The organism is Ruegeria sp. H9 (genome assembly GCF_056532915.1).
The window spans coordinates 395312-414507 of sequence record NZ_JBQFNX010000001.1; the positions used below are offsets into that span (position 1 = coordinate 395312).

At 60.6% G+C, this 19196-nt stretch carries 16 protein-coding genes; 9 read left to right on the forward strand and 7 right to left on the reverse strand.

The window, feature by feature from the left end; all coding sequences use genetic code 11:
• The first annotated feature begins 11 nt into the window (after positions 1 to 11).
• From ACR0CZ_RS01790 to ACR0CZ_RS01820, 7 genes are read left to right on the forward strand one after another with little or no spacing between them, the layout of a single operon-like run.
• Positions 12 to 1367, forward strand: coding sequence for an MmgE/PrpD family protein (locus ACR0CZ_RS01790; RefSeq protein ID WP_170394129.1), 1356 nt, complete (start codon positions 12 to 14; stop codon positions 1365 to 1367).
• Positions 1368 to 1383: 16 nt separating this feature from the next.
• Positions 1384 to 2625 (forward strand): FAD-dependent oxidoreductase, encoded by a 1242-nt coding sequence (locus tag ACR0CZ_RS01795; protein WP_170394127.1) that lies wholly within the window; start codon positions 1384 to 1386, stop codon positions 2623 to 2625.
• Position 2626: 1 nt separating this feature from the next.
• Positions 2627 to 2890: a sarcosine oxidase subunit delta gene (locus tag ACR0CZ_RS01800; RefSeq protein ID WP_170394125.1), complete on the forward strand. Its 264-nt coding sequence runs from the start codon at positions 2627 to 2629 to the stop codon at positions 2888 to 2890.
• Complete coding sequence (locus ACR0CZ_RS01805; RefSeq protein ID WP_170394123.1) at positions 2890 to 5727, forward strand: 2Fe-2S iron-sulfur cluster-binding protein; 2838 nt, start codon at positions 2890 to 2892, stop codon at positions 5725 to 5727. Before ACR0CZ_RS01800 ends, ACR0CZ_RS01805 begins: the two co-directional genes overlap by 1 nt.
• Before the next feature lie 2 nt (positions 5728 to 5729).
• Positions 5730 to 6278 carry an aminomethyltransferase family protein gene (locus ACR0CZ_RS01810; RefSeq protein ID WP_170394120.1) on the forward strand — a complete coding sequence of 183 codons (549 nt, stop codon included), beginning with the start codon at positions 5730 to 5732 and terminating at the stop codon, positions 6276 to 6278.
• Entirely contained in the window at positions 6275 to 7240 is a 966-nt protein-coding gene (locus ACR0CZ_RS01815) for a D-2-hydroxyacid dehydrogenase (protein WP_170394118.1), read from the forward strand. Before ACR0CZ_RS01810 ends, ACR0CZ_RS01815 begins: the two co-directional genes overlap by 4 nt.
• 4 nt (positions 7241 to 7244) lie before the next feature.
• On the forward strand, positions 7245 to 8783 hold the full coding sequence (locus ACR0CZ_RS01820; RefSeq protein WP_170465676.1) for a trimethylamine methyltransferase family protein: 1539 nt from the start codon (positions 7245 to 7247) through the stop codon (positions 8781 to 8783).
• Positions 8784 to 8826: 43 nt separating this feature from the next.
• Here ACR0CZ_RS01820 and ACR0CZ_RS01825 read toward each other — a convergent pair whose 3' ends face one another.
• The 6 genes from ACR0CZ_RS01825 to ACR0CZ_RS01850 form a co-directional block, all read right to left on the reverse strand.
• A complete protein-coding gene (locus ACR0CZ_RS01825; RefSeq protein WP_170394113.1) occupies positions 8827 to 9567 on the reverse strand; it encodes an aspartate racemase/maleate isomerase family protein in 741 nt (246 codons plus the stop codon).
• The gene (locus ACR0CZ_RS01830; RefSeq protein WP_170394111.1) at positions 9564 to 10631 is read right to left on the reverse strand and encodes an aminotransferase class I/II-fold pyridoxal phosphate-dependent enzyme; all 1068 of its coding nucleotides are present in this window, start codon (positions 10629 to 10631) and stop codon (positions 9564 to 9566) included. The genes ACR0CZ_RS01825 and ACR0CZ_RS01830 overlap by 4 nt, the downstream gene beginning before the upstream one ends.
• Entirely contained in the window at positions 10628 to 12280 is a 1653-nt protein-coding gene (locus ACR0CZ_RS01835; protein ID WP_480502968.1) for a hydantoinase B/oxoprolinase family protein, read from the reverse strand. Before ACR0CZ_RS01835 ends, ACR0CZ_RS01830 begins: the two co-directional genes overlap by 4 nt.
• Entirely contained in the window at positions 12280 to 14376 is a 2097-nt protein-coding gene (locus tag ACR0CZ_RS01840; RefSeq protein ID WP_480537116.1) for a hydantoinase/oxoprolinase family protein, read from the reverse strand. The genes ACR0CZ_RS01835 and ACR0CZ_RS01840 overlap by 1 nt, the downstream gene beginning before the upstream one ends.
• 257 nt (positions 14377 to 14633) lie before the next feature.
• Entirely contained in the window at positions 14634 to 15086 is a 453-nt protein-coding gene (locus tag ACR0CZ_RS01845) for a hypothetical protein (protein WP_480537115.1), read from the reverse strand.
• Positions 15067 to 15828, reverse strand: a complete 762-nt coding sequence (locus ACR0CZ_RS01850) for an HpcH/HpaI aldolase family protein (protein WP_480537114.1) — start codon at positions 15826 to 15828, stop codon at positions 15067 to 15069. Before ACR0CZ_RS01850 ends, ACR0CZ_RS01845 begins: the two co-directional genes overlap by 20 nt.
• A gap of 200 nt (positions 15829 to 16028) precedes the next feature.
• Here ACR0CZ_RS01850 and ACR0CZ_RS01855 point away from each other — a divergent pair, with 200 nt between their 5' ends.
• Positions 16029 to 16919 (forward strand): SMP-30/gluconolactonase/LRE family protein, encoded by an 891-nt coding sequence (locus ACR0CZ_RS01855; RefSeq protein ID WP_480537113.1) that lies wholly within the window; start codon positions 16029 to 16031, stop codon positions 16917 to 16919.
• Here ACR0CZ_RS01855 and ACR0CZ_RS01860 read toward each other — a convergent pair.
• Complete coding sequence (locus ACR0CZ_RS01860) at positions 16916 to 17914, reverse strand: ester cyclase (protein WP_480537155.1); 999 nt, start codon at positions 17912 to 17914, stop codon at positions 16916 to 16918. The genes ACR0CZ_RS01855 and ACR0CZ_RS01860 overlap by 4 nt on opposite strands.
• A 157-nt stretch (positions 17915 to 18071) precedes the next feature.
• Here ACR0CZ_RS01860 and ACR0CZ_RS01865 point away from each other — a divergent pair, with 157 nt between their 5' ends.
• Complete coding sequence (locus ACR0CZ_RS01865) at positions 18072 to 19121, forward strand: ABC transporter ATP-binding protein (protein ID WP_170394099.1); 1050 nt, start codon at positions 18072 to 18074, stop codon at positions 19119 to 19121.
• Positions 19122 to 19196 lie beyond the last annotated feature (75 nt).

Consider the following 19196-nt stretch of genomic DNA (forward strand, 5'->3'; position numbering starts at 1 on the left):
TGTAGGGCATCGTGACCAACACATTTCAAACTATCGCAAAGTTTGCGCTAAATCGAAGGGTGCAGGATTTCCCCGACAGCGCGCTCGAAGCGGCGGCACTGATGCTGCTGGACACGATGGGGATCACCATCGGGTCCGGACCGATGCAGGCCGGTCAGATCGCGCGTGACAGCGCAGTGGCGCTTTACGGTGCGGGCGATCCGGGCCTCAGCGCACGGATGCTGTTCGATGGCCGCAAGGTTAGCGTTGCCGGCGCGGCTTATGCCGCTGCGACTCAGACCGATAATCTGGATGGCCATGACGGCTATAACCCCACCAAGGGCCATATCGGTGTTGCCGTTGTGCCGGTTCTGGCGGCTTTGGCGGAAACGGTCGCGGATTTTTCCGGCCCCGAGGCGTTGGCGACCGTAACTATTGGATACGAAATCGCCGGGCGCGCCGGGATTTCGTTGCATGACACAGTCAGCGACTACCACACTTCCGGCGCATGGAACGCGTTGGGAGTTGTGGCCGTTGCCGCCCGTCTGCGCGGGCTGAGCGCGGAACAGATGCGGCAGGCCATGGGCATCGCCGAATATCACGGGCCGCGCAGTCAAATGATGCGCGAGATTGCCAACCCCACCATGCTGCATGACGGCTCGGGCTGGGGCGCGCTGGTGGGTGTATCCTCGGCAGTGCTGGCCGAGAAGGGATTTACCGGCGCGCCGGCGATCACCATAGAGGCGGATGAGGTCGCGCATCACTGGCGGGATCTGGGCAGCTTCTGGCAGATGGAACATCAATATGTGAAGCCCTATCCGATCTGTCGTTGGGCCCATGCAGCGATCGACGCCACCAGGGCGCTGATGCGTGAATATGGCCTGTCTCATCAGGACATTGCCGCGATTCAGGTGAACACTTTCCACGAAAGTGCCTGCCTGTTTCAGGGTATGCCGGATGACACTTCGAAGGCGCAGTATTCGCTGCCCTTCGCTGTGGCGACGATGGTGGCGCACGGCCGTATCGGGGTCGAGCATATCACCGGCGCGGGCCTCTCCGATCCGCTGGTCGCGGCGATTGTCGACCGCATCTCGGTGGCCGAGACCGCGCGCCATTCCGACCGCTTTCCTCAAAGCCGCGTTGCTGATGTCGTCATGACCTTGACGGATGGGCGGGAACTGGCGTCGGGCGACGTCCACGCGCGCGGCGGGCCCGAGGCACCCATGGACCGTGACGAAGTGATTGCCAAGTTCATGGAGTTCGCCACTCCACCGCTGGGGGTCAGCCGTGCCGCCGCCATACGCGACGCGGTTCTGGGGTTGCAGTCGCCGGACGCCAAATTCTCGGATCTCGGCGCGCTGATTTATGACGCCGCTGACAACCGCTGAAATCAGGACAACAAAAATGCCGCTAAGGCTGCTGAAATACGGGCTATCCGCCGACTACCCTGTCACCGGAGACATTCCGGCCACGCCAGAGCTTAAATCCAGTTACGATGTGGTCATCGTAGGTGGTGGCGGCCACGGACTGGCCTGTGCCCACTACCTATCAAAGTATCACGGCATCACCAATGTGGCTGTGCTGGAAAAGGGTTATCTGGCGGGCGGCAACACCGCGCGGAACACCACTACCATCCGCTCGAACTACATCACCAAAGAGGGCATCGCGTTCTACAAGGAAGGTGTGCAGCTTTACGGGGAGATGAGCGAAGAGCTGGATTTCAACGTCATGTTCAGCCAGCGCGGTCAACTGACGCTGGCCCATACCGAGGCGACGCTACGCTCGTTCCATCTGCGGGCCGAGATGGGTAAACACGCGGGCACCCGGATCGAGGTCGTTGATGCGCAGACGGTCAAGGAACTGTCCCCGCATCTGAATATGGATGAGGGCGGGCCGCTGGAAATCATCGGCGGTTTGTGGCACGCCGATGGAGGCACTGCGCGGCATGATGCGGTGGCCTGGGGCTATGCAGCGCAAGCCAGTAGGCGCGGGGTGGAAATTCATCAACGTACCGAGGTTGAAGGGTTCGACACTGCCGGTGGCAAGATCACAAAAGTGCGCACCAATCGCGGTGATATCAGTGCCGGTCAGGTGATGATTGCTGTCGGGGGCATGAACTACGACATGGCGATGAAAGCCGGGGTAGAATTGCCGATCCGTTGCTATCCGTTGCAGGCGATGGTTACGCAGCCGCTGAAACCGTGGCTGCACACGCTGGTCAGCTCGGTCAGCCTGCACACCTATCTGGTGCAGTCTTCGCGAGGCGAGATCGTGATCGGCGGTGGCTCGGACCCTTATCAGCTGTATTCCACCCGCTCGACACTGGACATGAAAGAACATCTGGCCGAAGGCGCGGTACATTTGTTCCCGTTCCTGCACGGGGTGCGTCTGCTGCGACAATGGGCCGGGATTACCGACATGACGCCCGATTACTCACCCATCATGGGTGCCAGCCCATTGTCCAACCTATGGCTAGATTGCGGTTGGGGCACTTGGGGGTTCAAAGCCACTCCGGTGGCGGGCAAGTACATGGCGCAGTCCATCGCCAACCAGAAGGTCGCGCCGATACTCGAACCCTTCACAATGGAGCGTTTCGCCACCTTTGATCTGCTCAATGAAATGGGCGCAACTGCCGCGAGCCACTGACATGAAGATCCTGATCTGCCCGATGAACGGGCCCCGCAATATTAGTGAATTCCAGAGCTTCGGCCCTCTGCGCGCCAACCCCGACCCGGATGCAACCAGCGATCAGGACTGGGCACGTCACCTGTTCCGCGCCGACAATTCACGCGGAACGCTGGTGGAATGGTGGCGGCACGTGCCCTCGAACTATTTCTTTCTGGCCGAGCGCAACGCCACCATGAACGAGGTGATCCGCACTTTTGACCCCTCAGAGCTGGAGCAAAGGTGATGGCCCGACTTCCCGCACCCTGGGGCAACAGGATCAACCGAGATGCGCCGGTATCGTTCAGCTTTGAAGGGCAGGCGTTTCAGGGATACGAAGGTGATGTGATCGCCTCGGCTTTGGCCGGGCAGGGAAAGTGGATACTGTCGCGCTCGTTCAAATACCACCGACCGCGCGGTGCGATGTCGATGGCGGGCACCGAGGCCGATACGCTGGTGCAACTGCCCTCGGACCCGAACGTGCAGGCCGACCGGCATCCGATTTCGGCAGGGCTGCAAGTTACGGCGCAGAACGTCAACGGATCACTGGCGCGAGACCGCGACGCATTCATGGACAAGCTGGGGCGATTTATGCCGGTGGGGTTCTATTATCGCACCTTCATGGGTCCGACGCGCAATAGCTGGCTGAAACTGTGGGAGCCGCTGATCCGCAAGAAGGCTGGGCTGGGCGTTCTGGATATCAACGCCCCGCATGAAGACTACGAAAAGGCCAACCTGTTTTGTGACCTGCTGGTCGTCGGCGCGGGGCTGGCCGGGTTGACCGCCGCCATCGAAGCCGCCGAAGCCGGGGCTGACGTCATCCTGGCCGAGCAGGAGCCGGTATTGGGCGGCGCGCTGACCTATGGCCGCGATGTCGACAGGCTGTCCGACCTACTGGCGAAAGTGCAAAGTCTGCCGAACCTTCGCATCATGACCGATACAGTGGTGAACGGCTGGTTCGAGGACAACTGGCTGCCGCTGATCCGGGGCAACAAGCTGTTCAAGACGCGCGCGCGCGAGGTTCTGCTGGCCACCGGCTGCATCGAACAGCCCGCGATCTTCCGAAACAATGACCTGCCGGGCATCTTGCTGGGCACTGGCGCGCAACGGCTTATGCGGCACTATGGTGTGAAACCGGGCAAGCGCGCGGTGGTACTGGCCGCCAATCTCGACGGTTATCGGGTGGCGCTGGATCTGTTGGACGCAGGCGTAGAACTGGCGGCTGTGGTTGATCCGCGCCCCGGCGGCAGCGGCAGTGAGCTTGGCCAGAAACTGGCAACAAGGGGAACGCGTGTCATTCACGGCGCCGTGGGCGAGGCGCGTGGCAAGACCCATGTTACCGGCGTAAAGGTCGGAGGCGACTGGCTAGATTGCGATCTGTTGGTAATTTCGGTCGGCTATGCGCCAATGTGGCAACTGCCCTGTCATGCTGGCGCGAACCTTGGGTACAATGAAACGGCGGCGCGGTTTTCCCTGTCTCTGCCAGACGCTCCGCTGGGCATTGCCGGGGGTGTTGCCGGGGTCTTTGCGCCTGATGCGGTGGTGGCCGATGCGCAACGCGCGGCACAGACGGCGTTGACTCGTCTGGGGCTGCCAACCCGCGACATCGCGCAGGTCGAAGATGTCGAAGCTGCGTTGACGAATTTCGAACCGGCAATCGCCGGGCATCCCAAGGGCAAGGATTTTGTCGACCGGGACGAGGATATTCAAATCAAGGACCTGCAAAACGCGGTTAAGGAAGGCTATCGCGAGTTGGAGCTGATCAAGCGCTTTACCACAGTTGGTATGGGGCCGTCACAAGGGCGGCACTCGGCGCTGGCCACCGCCCGGGTGGTGGCCAAGGCGACCGACCGCACCATCGGGCAGATCGGCGTGACTACGGCCCGTCCGCCCTTTGGCCCCGAAACGCTGGGCGTGCTGTCCGGTCATCATCACCCGGCAGACAGGCGCACAGCGCTGCATCACGAACATATCCGGTTGGGGGCGGACATGCGCCCGGTCGGAGCGTGGTGGCGGCCTTATTTCTACGGCCCGAAACAAGACGCCAAGCGCCTCATCGAAGAAGAGGTGCATGCGGTGCGCAATGGGGTCGGCGTGCTGGATGTTTCAACTCTGGGCGGGCTCGAGGTGCGTGGCCCGGATGCGGGCGAATTCCTCAACCGCATTTACACCATGGCCTACAAAAAGCAGCCTGTGGGCCGCTGCCGGTACTGCCTGATGACAAACGAAATGGGCACGGTGATCGACGATGGCGTGGCGTATCGGCTGGCCGAGGATCTGTTCTATGTCACCGCCACCACCGGGGCCGTGGCGCGGGTTTATTCGGATATGTTGTTCTGGAATGCGCAGTGGCGGTTGGATGTGGATGTGCTGAACGTCACCTCGGCCTTCTCGGCCTTCAACATTACCGGTCCCAAGGCGCGCTCCGTGGTCGAAGCGCTGGACAGCGACATCGATTTCTCGCGCGATGGATTTGCCTATCTCGACGGGCGTAGCGGCATGGTGGCCGGGGTGCCGGTGCGCGCCATGCGGATTGGGTTCACCGGCGAGTTGAGCTACGAGCTGCACTGCCCCACCAGCTATGCCCACACCCTGTGGGATGCGGTGATGGCGGCGGGTCACGCGCACGAGTTGCGCCCTTACGGGCTGGAAGCCAGCCGGATTCTGCGGTTGGAGAAAGGCCATATCCTGATTGGTCAGGACACCGACGCGCTGACCTCGCCGGAAGAGCTGGGGTTCGAATGGGCGATCTCGAAGACCAAGCCGTTTTTCGTGGGCAAGCGCTCAACCGAGATGCGCCGAAACAAAGGCCTGCCGCGCAAGCTGGTCGGGCTGACATTCGACGGGCCAGATGTACCGGGGGAAAGCTGTCTGGTACTGAGGAATGATGTACCGGTGGGGCATGTGACCTCGGTCCTGTGGTCGCCGACGCTGAACACCCATATCGCGCTGGCATATGTGCATGGCGATGACGCTACGCAAGGATCGCAGGTCACGGTGAAGTGCCGCAATGGCAAGCGCGTCGTAACAACTGTGCGCGGCCACACCTTTTTTGATCCTGAAAACAAACGGCAGGAGGTGTGATGATGCGAACCTATCCGCTTGATCCAAAGGGCGCTGCTGAGGGCACACTATTGGTTTCCGGGCAGATTATCGTGCAGGACCTGACCCATACGCCGCGTTTTGGCCTCAAGGGCCGAGGCACCGTGGCGTTTTTGCAATCGCAGGGCCTGAAGGTGCCAGACGTCAACGAAACCGCCGATGGCCTTCTGCGTCTGGGTCAGGAAGAGGTGGTGGTACTGGATGCGCCTGCCGACCTGTATGCCCGGTGGCAGGTCGCCGCCACGCCAAAGGGCTATTATTCCTGGCGCGAGGAAACCTGGGCCATGATGCACCTGACCGGCCCGCGCCTGTTCGATCTGCTGGCCAAGATTTGCCCGGTCGACCTGTCGTCCGGTGCCTTTCCAGTGGGAAAGATCGCCCAGACCCGCGTGGGCTATGTCGAGGCAATCACATGGCGCAACGACCGCAAAGGTGCGGGGTTCGATGTCCTTTTCGACATCGCCGCCACTGCTTTTTTCGCCAACGCGGTAGCCATTGCAAGCGCCGAGTTCCAACCGGAGGTACCCGCATGAAATCCCCCACCGTGATCTTGCACACCGATAACCCCGACGCTGCCCGTGAGGTTCTTGCTGAAGGTCATCCCGATCTGCCGATCCACACCTGCGACAGCTACGAGGCGCTCACGGGTTTGATCGAGGATACAGGGGCCGAAGTTGTCTATTCCGTTCGCTTTGCGGGCACCCCCGGCTTTCCACGCGCAGCACTGGTCGAGAACCCGCAAATCAAATGGGCTTCGGTCGGCGGCTCGGGCACCGATCACCTGAACCCTTGGAACCCTGATGAGGTGACGGTGACAAATGCCGCCGGGGTCGCCGCCGATATGATGGCACAATATGCGCTGGGGGCGATGCTGCATTTCACGCTGGATTTCCCGGGCTTTCGTGCCGCGCAGGCGCGGCGGGACTGGATCGGCGGCAAAGTCGAGCCTATCGACAGCAAGACGGTGCTGATCATCGGCCTTGGCAAAACCGGAGAGGCTGTTGCGGCACGGTCCAAAGCTATGGGGCTGAACACAATCGGTGTACGGGCCCGCCCGAAACCGACCCCCAACGTGGACGAGGTACACGGGATGGAGGCTTTGCCTGATCTCTGGCCACGCGCTGACTTTATCGTCGTTTGCGTACCACTGCTGGACAGCACGCGCGGTCTGGTCGGGGCGGAGGCCTTCGCCGCCATGAAACCGACGACGGTGATAATCGACGTCTCACGAGGTGGGGTAATTGACGAAGCACCTCTACTGGCCGCGCTGGAACAGAACCGGATCAGAGGCGCGGCGCTGGACGTGTTCGTTACCGAACCGCTGCCTCAGGGGCACAGGTTCTGGGAACTGGACAACGTGATCGTCACACCGCACTGCAGCTCGGTCTATGACGGCTGGGATCTGAAATCGGTCCGCATGTTTTCCGAGAACCTGATGCGCTATCGCAAGGGCGAGGTGCTGAACAACATCGTAAATCCACAACGGGGATACTAGGTCAATGGCACGAGACAGACGCAGCGGCGGGCGACGCGGCAAATCCGGGCGCGCGGCGGTGAGGATCGAACAGCTGCCCTGGCAACAGGTGCGCAACAGCTATCCGCCATTCGAGCTGTTAAACCCTGAACAGATGGATCAGCTGCATACAACCTCAATGCGCATTCTGTCCGAGGCCGGTATCCGGGTGATGGGCGACAATGTTATGGACATTTTCGAATGCGCGGGGGCCATCGTAGACCGCGACACCAAGACCATCCGTATGGACGAAACCATTGTCGCCGAAGCGTTGAAAACGGTGCCCTCGGAATTCACGCTGACCTCTCGCAACCGCGCGAAACAGATTACGCTGGGCGGCGATCATGTGAATTTTGGTTTGGTTGCCGGGCCGCCGAACGTACATGACTGTATAAATGGCCGCCGTCAGGGTAATTACGATGACTATTGCAACTTCATCCGGTTGGCGCATCACTTCAACGCTATCCATCTGATCGGCAATCAGGTGATGGCCCCGATCGAAATGCCCGCCAACAACCGCCATCTGGACACCTACAACGCCAACCTGAGCTATAGCGACCTGAGCTTTCACTGCACCGCTATCGGGCGCGGGCGGGCGATGGATGGCATCAACATGATGGCGATTTCGCGCGGTCAGAAACCTGAGGACATGCGCGGCGATCCGGGGGTGATCACAATCATTTCGGTGAACTCTCCACGCCTGTTCGACGATGCCATGGGTGACGGCCTGATCGCGATGGCCGAGTATGGTCAACCTGTGACGGTCACGCCATTCACTCTGATGGGGGCAATGACACCGGTCACGCTTCCTGCCGCGCTGGCGCAACAGAACGCCGAGGCGCTGTTCGGTGTGGTGCTGACGCAGTTGGTCAGCCCGGGAGCGCCTGTCATGTATGGCTCGTTCACCTCGAATGTGGACATGAAATCCGGGGCTCCGGCCTTTGGCACACCGGAAAATGCCAAGGCGAATATTCTCGGCGGGCAGCTGGCGCGGCGCTATGGCATTCCGTACCGGACATCGAACGCAAATGCATCCAACGTGGTGGATTTGCAGGCGGCATACGAAACGATGATGGCCACATGGGGCGCGGTTCTGGGAGGGGCCAATATCGTCTATCATGCCGCCGGCTGGCTTGAGGGCGGCCTGACCGCATCTTATGAGAAATTCGTCATGGATATCGAGATCATCCAGAACATGATGGAATTCCTCAAGCCGATGAAATTTGACACGGATGAACTGGGCCTGGACACCATCAAATCGGTGCCTACTGGCGGCCATTTCTTTGGCGTCGATCACACGATGGAACGCTATGAGACCGCGTTCTACAAACCGATGCTGTCCGACTGGCAGAACTATGAGAACTGGGAGGCGGCCGGAGCCAAGGACGCCCTGCAACGCGCCACCGAGGTTTGGCAGCAGGCGCTACGCGAGTATCAGATGCCCGAGATGGACCCCTCTGTGCGTGAGGAGCTGGATGCCTATATCGCCAAACGCAAGGAAGAGATCGGCAGCGGCGAACCCTGATGGAAAATCGGGGCAGGGGGGGGCGACCGTTGCCCCGGTTCGGTTACAGCAGATCGAACAACCGGCCCGGTAGCGCCTCGTGGCGTGGCAGGTCCAGCGCCCGCATCAGGCAGAACATCATCGCCTGATTTGAGGTCACGACCGGCTTGTCCAGCGTGTCCTCGATCCGCGCGACCGCCTCGACCGCGCGCATGTCAGTACAGCTGAGCACGATGGCCTGCGCGTCCGGATGGTCGGCCTGACAGGCGAGGTCATAAACTTCGTCCGGGGTCAGCTCTCCCTGCCCGTAATTGCCCAGTTCGCGGCCCACATCAGCGCAACGCACGGTTTCGATACCGTTTGCGGCCATGAAATCCATCGCCTGCGTGTTGATCTCGCCCAGATAGGGCGAGGAAAAGCCCACTTTCGTTGCCCCAAGCGCCTGAATGGCGACGATCAGCGATCCGGCGGCGGTCAGCGATTGCGCCCCCGATCCGGCCTTGATCTGTTGCGCCAGATCGGCGTCGAAAGACGGCCCATGGGTCAGTGTGGCCGAGGTGCAACCATACAGCACCACATCCGGCCGCACGCCCGAGATCATCCGCAGATCGTGACTGATGTCCGAGGCCCCAAGCCCCGCCATCTGGTCAGAACCGGGGATTTCATCCACGTCATAACCACCCATGCGCTGGAAATGCACGGTGGTGTCCGGGCAGCGCATCAAGGCCATGTCGGCCTCAAGGTTGGTGTTGGTGAAGGGCACCAGCACGCCGATCTTGGCCCGGGTACGCGTTTCGTGGCTCATGACGTTACCTTTCTCAGAACGGCCAGACAGCGATCCATCACCGGCGTGTCGCAGATCGTGGCGCGCAGGCAGTCGGACAGACCATAGCCGCCCATACCGCGCATCAGCAGTTTCTCGGCCCGTAGCGCGGCGTCGGCCTGTTGCGCCTGCTCGGTCGAGGCAAAGTGGATCAGCACGAAATTGGTGTGGCTATCCGGCACGATCAGCCCCAGATCGCGGCAGTCCTGCGCGAACCGATCGCGAATGGTTGCCGTTTTCGCGACCACGTCCCGCATATGCGCCTGATCGCGCATCGCTGCCGCTGCCGCAGCCTGCGAGGCAATCGAGATGTTGTTGGGGTTCAACAGCTTGCGCAGCTCTCTGGCGATGTCGGTGGGGAAATAGCCCCACCCGGCGCGTGCCCCGGCCAGCCCGTAAGCCTTGGAGAAGGTGCGCGTGATAACGGTATCTCCCCGGTCCGCCAGCCCGAAAACCTCAGTCGGATCGTTGGCGGCATCGGCGAACTCGGCATAGGCCTGATCGACCACCAGCAGCACGTCGCCGGGTAGCGCGTTGCGCAGGCGCAGGATCTCGGAATTCGGGATCAGGGTGCCGGTGGGATTGCCCGGATTACAGACGAACACGATACGGGTCGCCGGGGTGACGGCGGCCAGAACCGCATCGACCGAGACGGTCAGATCGACCTCGGGCGCGGCCACGTATTCGGCCTGCGCCTGTGCCGTGGCCGAGGCCACGAAGGCATAACCATATTGCGTGCCCAGCACGTGATCGCCGGGCCCGGCAAAGGCGCGGATCAGGCAGCCGATCAGCTCCATCGAGCCCGCGCCACACAGCACCCGCGCCGGGTCGACCCCGTGTACCCCGGCAATGGCCGCGCGCATATCGGGCCATTCGGGATCGGGGTAGAGCGTCAGATCAGCCAGCGCTGCCTGCCCGGCCGCCACGGCGGACGGACTGGCCGGAAAGGCGCTTTCGTTCTGCGCCAGCGAGATGGTGCCTTCACCACCCAGATCGGCCAGCGCATAGGCGCCCATGGCGCCGACATGAGAAACCGGACGGATCATGCGTCACCTCCGTAGGCTTTGGCGCCCTCGGCGCTGACCAGACCGCATTTGAGGTCCAGTGCCAGCGCGTCGGGGTCGCGGTCTGCCGGGTCGCCGAAACCGCCGCCGCCCGGGGTGTCGAAGATCAGGTAATCGCCACCTTCGACCCGCAGCTCTCCCTTGCCGGGAATGTCGCTGTCGCCATCACGGAACCGGATGCGCCCCGGCGCGCCGGGCTGACCGCCCATGCGGCCCAGGGCGGGGAATTTCAGCCGCTCGACCGACAGGAACACGATGAAGGGCGCGCCGTTGGCCGATGTCATCTCGATCCGCTGCCCAAGCCCGCCGCGATACTTGCCCGCGCCACCGGAATCCGCGCGCAGCTCGCGTCGCCAGATGGTCACCGGCGCGACGCTTTCGGTGATCTCCACCTGCGAACCGAACACGCCCGAGGGGTAGGCGGTGGCTGACAGACCATCCGCATGCGGCCGTGCACCGGTGCCGCCATTATGTACCGGTTCCACTGCGAATTCGCGCCCACCGTCGCGGGCCACCTCGGGGGCGTGGCGCATGGGCAGGTCGAACATGCAGCTTGCGCCCTCGGCGGGCACTGCATCAGGCAGTGCCTGATGCAGACAGCCCAGCACCAGATCGGGTGTCACCTGACCCAGCGTGTGCCGCATCGCGACCGGCACTGGGCGCTGTGCGTTAAGGATGCAGCCCTTGGGGCCGTCGACGGTGAACGGCTCCAGCGATCCGGCATTGTTGGGGATGTCCGAGCCGACGATGCAGCGCAGCGCGAACACCGTATAGGCGGTGGCATAGTTCAGCGGCACGTTGATGCCCTTGCGCGAACAGCCCGAGGTGCCGGTGAAATCCACATGCATCCCCGATTTACTGACGGTCAGCGCGGCGTGCAGTTCCAGCTCATTCTCATAGCCGTCCATTTTCAGGACGTTTTTGTAGATACCTTCGGGCACCTCGGCGATGGCCTCAAGCGTGCCACGGCGCGAAGTGTCGATGATATAGGACCCCAGCGCATCCAGATCGGTCAGGCCGAACTCTTCCATCATCGAAACCAGCCGGTTCACCCCGGCCTCGCAACAGGCGATCAGGGCATAGATGTCACCCTCGTTGGCGATGGGCTCGCGGCTGTTGGCGCGGATGATGTCCAGCAGCAGCGCGTTTGGGGTGCCTTCCTCGACCAGTTTGCAGGGCGGAATCAGCAGCCCCTCGTCATAGATGTCGGAGCCTTCGGGGCCCATGCCCAGACCACCCAGATCAACTAGATGCGAGGTGCACGAGGTAAAGCCCACCACCTTGCCATCCTTGAACGCGGGCATCATCAACAGGAAGTCGTTCAGATGCCCCGAGGCCAGCCACGGATCGTTGGTCATGTAGATATCGCCCGGTTTCATGGTCTGAACCGGGAAGGCGGCGCGCAGATGCTGCACCGCTTCGGCCATGGTGTTAATATGGCCCGGCGTGCCGGTTACCGCCTGTGCCAGCATCCGACCATTGACGTCGAAAATCCCGGCTGAGATATCGCCGCACTCACGCACGATGGGGGAGAAGGCGGCGCGTATCAGGGTCTGGCCTTGTTCTTCGACCACCGCCAGCAGACGGTTCCACATCACTTGCAGGCGGGCGGGGGAAAGATCGGTCGTCATCATGCGCCTCCTTTCTGGTCCTGAACCAGGACGAGGTTTCCTATGGCATCCACATGGGCCGAGAAATCGGCCGAGACCAACGTTGTGGTCTGCGGTTCGTGGATCAGAGCGGGGCCGTGTACGTGATCGCCGGGGTTCAGGTCAGCCCGCGCCACGAATGCGGCCTGTTTCAGCGCCCCGTCCACATCGCAGGTGATCGGGCAAGTGTCGGGTGCGGTGATGGTCGTCAATGCAGGTGTTGCGGGCACTGGTGGCACGGCGCTGTCAAGGGTCGCGGCGCGCACCGCCCAGTTGAGAATCTCAATCTGCATCCCCGGCACCGGGCGTGAGAACTGCTTGCGATATTCTTCCTCAAAGGCGGTGGTCAGCGGTGCAATATCGTCTGCCGTCAGATGCCGGTCGGGCAGGGTGATCTCGATCTCGTGACCCTGACCGTTGTAGCGCATGAAGGCGGTGCGCTGGGTTTCGGTCGGGGCATCGCCCGCGCCCTGGGCAACCACGCCTTTGGCTTCGAAAATCATTGCGTCGAACAGAGCGTTGATCTCATCCATGTCCATGCTGTCCAACAGCGAATAGCGCGAGCGGACGATTTCGAACGACACGGGTGCGAACAGGAAGCCCACGGCAGACCCCACGCCCGGATTGGGCGGGATTACAATGCGGCTGACCCCGGCGGATCGTGCCACCCGGCTGGCATGTAACGGCCCGTTGCCGCCAAAGGCAATCATCGTGCGCGGTCCAAGATCCTTGCCCGATTCCACCGCGTGCATCCGGCCCGCGCTGGCCATGCTTTCGTCGACGATGCGGCTGACGCCGTCGGCTGAGCCAACGGCATCGAGATCTAGTTTCGACCCGATCACCCGGCTCAGCGACTGTTTGGAGCCTTCGGGGTCCAGCTCGATATGCCCCTCGGCAAATGTGTCGGGCACGATGTAGCCCAGCGTAATGTCGCTGTCTGTCACCGTGGGCTCGGTGCCGCCGCGCATGAAGGCCACGGGTCCGGGTTCAGACCCCGCCGATTTCGGACCCACGGTCAGGCGTCCCAACCGATCCACCCCGGCGATGGAGCCACCGCCCGCGCCGATCTCGATCATCTCGATCACCGGGATGCGCACTGGCATGCCCGAGCCCTTTATGAACCGCGCGGCGCGGGCGATCTCGAACTGGCGCGAGGTCTGCGGGCGGGCCTTGTCGATCAGGCACAGCTTAGCGGTGGTGCCGCCAACGTCAAAGGACAGCACCTGATCCAGCCCGGTGCGGGCGGCGATGCGGGCGGCCAGAATGGCCCCTCCGGCGGGGCCGGATTCCACCAGCCGGATCGGAAAACGCGCGGCGGTGCGCACGGTGCACATGCCGCCGCCCGCCGTCATCATCAGGATCGGACAGGTCACGCCCTCGGCCTCGAACCGGTCGACGAAACGGGCCAGATAGGTCTGCATCAGCGGCTGGATATAAGCATTGGCGACAGTGGTGCACAGCCGGTCGAACTCGCGCGCCTCGGGGCTGACCTCGGACGAGATCGAGACGGTCAGATCGGGCCGCTTCTCAGCCAGCACATCGCGTAGGCGGCGTTCATGGGCGGGGTTGGCATAAGCGTGCATCAGGCAGATCGCTATGGCCTCTGCGCCGCTCGCGTCGATATCGGCCAGCAGTGCGTCGATGGCCGAGTCTTCGAGCTCGATCAATACCTGACCACCCGCCGACATGCGTTCGCGCACGGTCAGAGCACGCTCGCGCGGCACCAGCAGGTCAGGCTTCTCGAGGTTGATATCGTATTGCGAATAACGCCGCTCATACGCGATTTCCAGGATGTCGCGAAAGCCTTCGGTGGTCACCGTCGCCACCACCGCGCCGCGACGTTCGATCAGCGCATTGGTCGCCAGGGTGGTGCCGTGGATAAAGCCGGTCACCTGATCCAGCGTCCGGCCCGATTGCTGCATTACTCGCGCGGCCCCTTCCATGGCGCCGTCGGCAGGGTTCTGATGGGTGGTCAGGGTCTTGGTGGAGGCCAGGATTGTCTCTTCGCCAGAGACAAGGACCGTATCGGTGAAGGTGCCGCCAATATCGATGGCCAGGCGCAGCGTTTGAGTTGTCATGAGGTCTTCCGAAATTTCTGTAATCGCAGCGTAAAGCAAAAGGCCCGAGGCCCTGCTTTATGCAAGGATCACAAGATCACAGCCGGTTGCGCGGCGGTCCGTAGGATTCGGAATGTCAGTCTGTGTCATGGGCGAAATGTGCAGTTTCTAGATAGCGGCAGCAAGCTGGATTACGACAGAAAGGCCTGCAAGCGACATCTATCGTCTCTGCAGGCCAGAAATCTGCCGACACGGGCCACCAGACGGAGAGCGCGCGATCAGGCAAGCCACCAGCGTTCAGGGGCTTTGGCACCATCCATTTCCCAATTCGCGGCGATCTCGCCCTGGGCGACGGTTTTGGCAACACCCATGATATGATTGGCGAACATCGGAACGATAGCACCGCCATCATCATGAACCAAAGTCTGCGCCTCGGCATACAGCGTGCGGCGTTTGGCGTCGTCCAGCTCTGTACGGGCCTCGACCACGATGGCGTTGAAGCGATCGGCGGCTTCGCCTGTGCGCCAGGCGGTCTCGTTCAATTTGGTGTCGTTGGTATAGGCCGAAGCAAACATCCAGTCCTCAGTCGGGCGGCCCGACCAGTACGAGAATGACCAGGGTTTCTTGTTCCAGACATTCGACCAGTAGCCATCCGAGGGTTCGCGAACCACTTCGATCCCAAGACCCTTTCCACTAAAAACCCTGTGCGTTTCACGTCCTCGCGGCGCCATGGAAGTTCTCCGCTTCCGTGTTTGCAGCGCGAAGCATGAAGGCGTGTTCTGAAGCCACGAAGATCATGGTCACCCCATAGTCGCGCAGCTTGAGTCCGGCTTCTGCGCTGGCTGCAAAGGTCATCAGCGTCTTGCCATGTGCTTTGGCTGCATCGCCCGAGCGTCGCATTGCATCAAGAACCTGTGGGTCGGACTGATCAGTCACGCCGTAGCACACCGCAAGATCCGCAGGCCCTACAAAAATCCCGTCGATGCCCTCGGTCGCGGCGATATCATCGACTTCTGCGACGCCTTCTGGTTCTTCGATTTGGGCAATGATAATTGTCTCTTCTTCGCTTTGCTTGAGGACATCAGCCATAGATCGCGTCGCAAACCCTGCCCACCGGGTTGATCCGGCATAGCCGCGGCCACCATGGCCAAAACGACCCTCGCGCGCAATGCGACGGGCCTTTTCGGCGCTGTCGACATGCGGCACAACAATACCTGTCGCGCCACTGTCGAGCGCCTTGAGAATCTCGTCCGCCGACCCAGTCGGCACCCTCACCAACGTCGGCAACCCCAGTGCGCGCGCGACGGCGAGGCAGATATCCAACCGACCCCGGTCAAAGGGTGCGTGTTCCGCATCCAGGCACAGGAAGTCCAGTTTCGACTTGGCAATTATCTCGACCAGTTCATGGGCTGGTGTCTTGAGAAACGTTCCGACGAGAGGTTCGCCAGAAAGCATGCGTTGTTTGAAATTCATGGGAAAGTCCTGACGGTTTTGTTTGGGCGGCACATGGCAATTGGCAGCCAAGCGGTTTGGAAACATCGGCCATAGCGTAGAGCATTGACGTTGGCAGGGCCAGACTATCGAACAGTCGTTATTGCGTTTTCACCCGAAACGCTGTTCTTGTCGAGGCTTGCCGGTAGTGTTGGCAGGCGCAACTCTGAAAAGGTGTTCACATGGTATTCGATATCCGTTCCAAATGCTTCACAGATCTGGTGCACTCTGACGCTCAACTGGAAGAAATCGCTAGCGGTCTGGGGTTTACCGAAGGGCCAATATGGCACCCCGAAGAGCATTGGCTGGTATTTTCGGACATTCAGGAGAGCCATCAATACAAGTGGAGCGAGGGTGAGGGAGTTCGCGTTTTTCGCACCCCATCCAACCAAGCAAACGGAAATTGCTTCGACAAAAGCGGGGCAGTGATCTCTTGCGAGCACGCCAGTTCGCATTTGGTACGCCATGATCACGGCGGCAAGCGGGTTACTTCGATCGCCACGCATTTTGATGGCAAAGAACTAAACAGCCCCAACGATGTTATCTGCGACTCGCACGGTCGGATTTGGTTCACTGATCCCAGTTTTGGTCGTATCCGAGAGGATCTTGGCATTCTGAGAGAGCAGGAACTGCCGGTGCAAGGCGTGTTCCGGCTGGATCCCGACGGCACGTTACACCTTGTCGCGGATGATTTTCAGCAACCCAACGGGTTGTGTTTATCAGCTGACGAAACAAGGCTGTTTGTCAATGACAGTTGGGGTGGCCATATCCGCGTCTTTGATGTCGCCGCTGATGGCTCGCTGACCGGTGGGGTGGTCTGGGCCGATGTTGTTGGCGATGGGGAAGGGGTACCGGACGGTATGAAGTGCACCCGCGACGGCCAGATTTTGTGCAATGGTCCCGGCGGTGTACATCTGTTTGATGCCCAAGCGCACTGCCTTGGTGTCATTCTGACGCCGCAGAAATCTACCAACTTCTGCTTTGGTGGAGCCGAGTTCAGCATGCTGTACATCACTGCCAGCACGTCCGTTTACCGTATTCCGACCAAAATGATCGGCCTGCCTATGATCTAAGAACCACCGTGGGTCATGCGGTCCAGAATATCGACACCCTGTTGCTTCCAGAAATGAAGCAGATCGATGAAAATCCAGTTCTCGGCCAGTTTATCACCTTTGCGACGATAAATGTCTATCACCCGGAACTCACCGGCTTTGTCAGTGGCAGGCATCCCCATGAACCCGCCGGTTGGTCGGGCGGTAAAGTTCGGCCAGCCAAAAAAGCCGCCATAGTGACCCTCAGCCATGCGGCAGATATGGTTGGTTTTTGACCGGTCGGCAAACCCAGCACGGAACGGGCCAGCGTGTTGTTTGGCGTAACGTTCGATTGTGTAGGTCGCACCGATACCGGATGGCCCCCACCAGATCATGTCTTCGCACCATGTGCGGCGCAACTCATCTTCAAGGCTGAGCCCGCTGTCCCACCGCCCAAGATCGGAGATCATCGCGTTGATAGCGGCCAATGTCTTTTGGCCGTCTTCGGCGGGTTGAGGCGTGAACATCAGGCCGTCATGGGTCATGGGCCCGGGCTGGACAAGTTGTGCGGCGGTCTGCGGCGGGAAGGGCTGCAACCCGGCCTGAATCATGAAATGCGGGATGTCGAAATACATCGCGGTTTCGACAATCTTACCGTGCTCAATCCTGTTGAACTCGCAATAGCGCAGCAAGGCCATTTTTCCGGTTGGCGCAATGCCCAGCCAGTCCTTGTCGAACAGCCCCATGAGATGGCCCATCGAAACAACCCAGACTGAATTGAACCCGTCGATTTCATTTTGACCAGCCATGAACACGTCCATCCGACGCTGCAAGTTAGTTAGGCTGTGATTCAGCGGCTGCCAGAATTTTTGCGCCACGTTGCTAGCGCCACGCAGCTCGTTGAACGGGTGAAAGCCGCGCCACAGGAGGTCCTCGGCGCAATACTCAGCGATCACATCAGAGTGGGCTGATTCCTCTGCATCGCTCAGAGCTTTGTAGAAGTTCAGGACAATTTCTTTCTCAGCTTCGTAAGACATATCTTTTACTTTCAATGCTTTGCCCGGAGGGAAGCGTCAGTCTTTAGCAAGATTGCGGGCGCTTTTGCATTCGCTTGCAAAAAATACTTGCCAGATGTTCCTTTGGATGTCTATGCTTTTGCAAACGTATGCACTCAGGTGCAACTGGGAGGACAGTATGGCCGAGATTCAACTGCGCAATGTTGGAAAACGTTGGGGTTCGTTTGTTGGAGTGGACAATTTCGACCTGACAATATCCGACAAGGAATTTCTGGTGCTTCTCGGCCCGTCGGGTTGTGGCAAGACCACGACGATGCGCATGATCGCAGGTTTGGAAGACGCAAGCGAGGGTGATATTCTGATCGACGGTACCCGCGTCAACGATATGGAGCCAAAAGACCGCGACGTCGCGATGGTGTTCCAGTCTTACGCATTGTATCCGAACATGAACGTCTACGAGAACATTCGTTTCCCGCTGAGGGTACGTGGCATCGACGCTTCCACCCATGACGAAAAAGTGCGCCGTGCGTCGGCGATGGTAGAGTTGGACGACTTTCTGCATCGTAAGCCGGCAGAGCTGTCAGGTGGGCAACGTCAACGGGTGGCTCTGGCGCGTGCGATTGTACGCGAGCCCAACGTGTTCCTGATGGATGAGCCGTTGTCCAACCTTGACGCAAAACTGCGTGTTTCGACACGCGCGCAGATCAAGAACCTCAGCCATGAACTAGCCGTGACTACGATTTATGTGACACATGACCAGATCGAGGCGATGACACTGGCCGATCGCGTGGTGATCATGAAGCAGGGTGTTGTCCAACAGGTTGGCTCTCCGACGGCGATCTACGACGAGCCTGCGAACACGTTTGTCGCCAGCTTTATCGGCAACCCGGCGATGAACCTGGTTGATGGCGATGTTCAGGGCGGTGTGTTCCGCGCGCAGAATACCGAAGTGCATGGTCTGAATGCTCCGGATGGCCCAATAACTTTGGGTTTCCGCGCCGAGGACGCCAATGTCGTAGAAAGCGGGGGCGAGATTAACGCGCCCATCTATACGCAGGAATTGCTGGGCGACAGCACCATGGTCTCGGTTCGGATCGGCGGAGCGCTGGTCTCGGTCAAGGCCGACAAAACCTATCGTGCAGAAATCGACGATCAGGTGTCGATTCATATCCATACCGATCACTGCCACCTATTCGATGCGCAAACCGGCGCGCGCCTTGAGATCTGAGAGACGAAAACCAATCCCGCAATGACGGGACAATCTCGGGTGCAGGCTTCGAAGATGCACCCAATCACCTAGGGA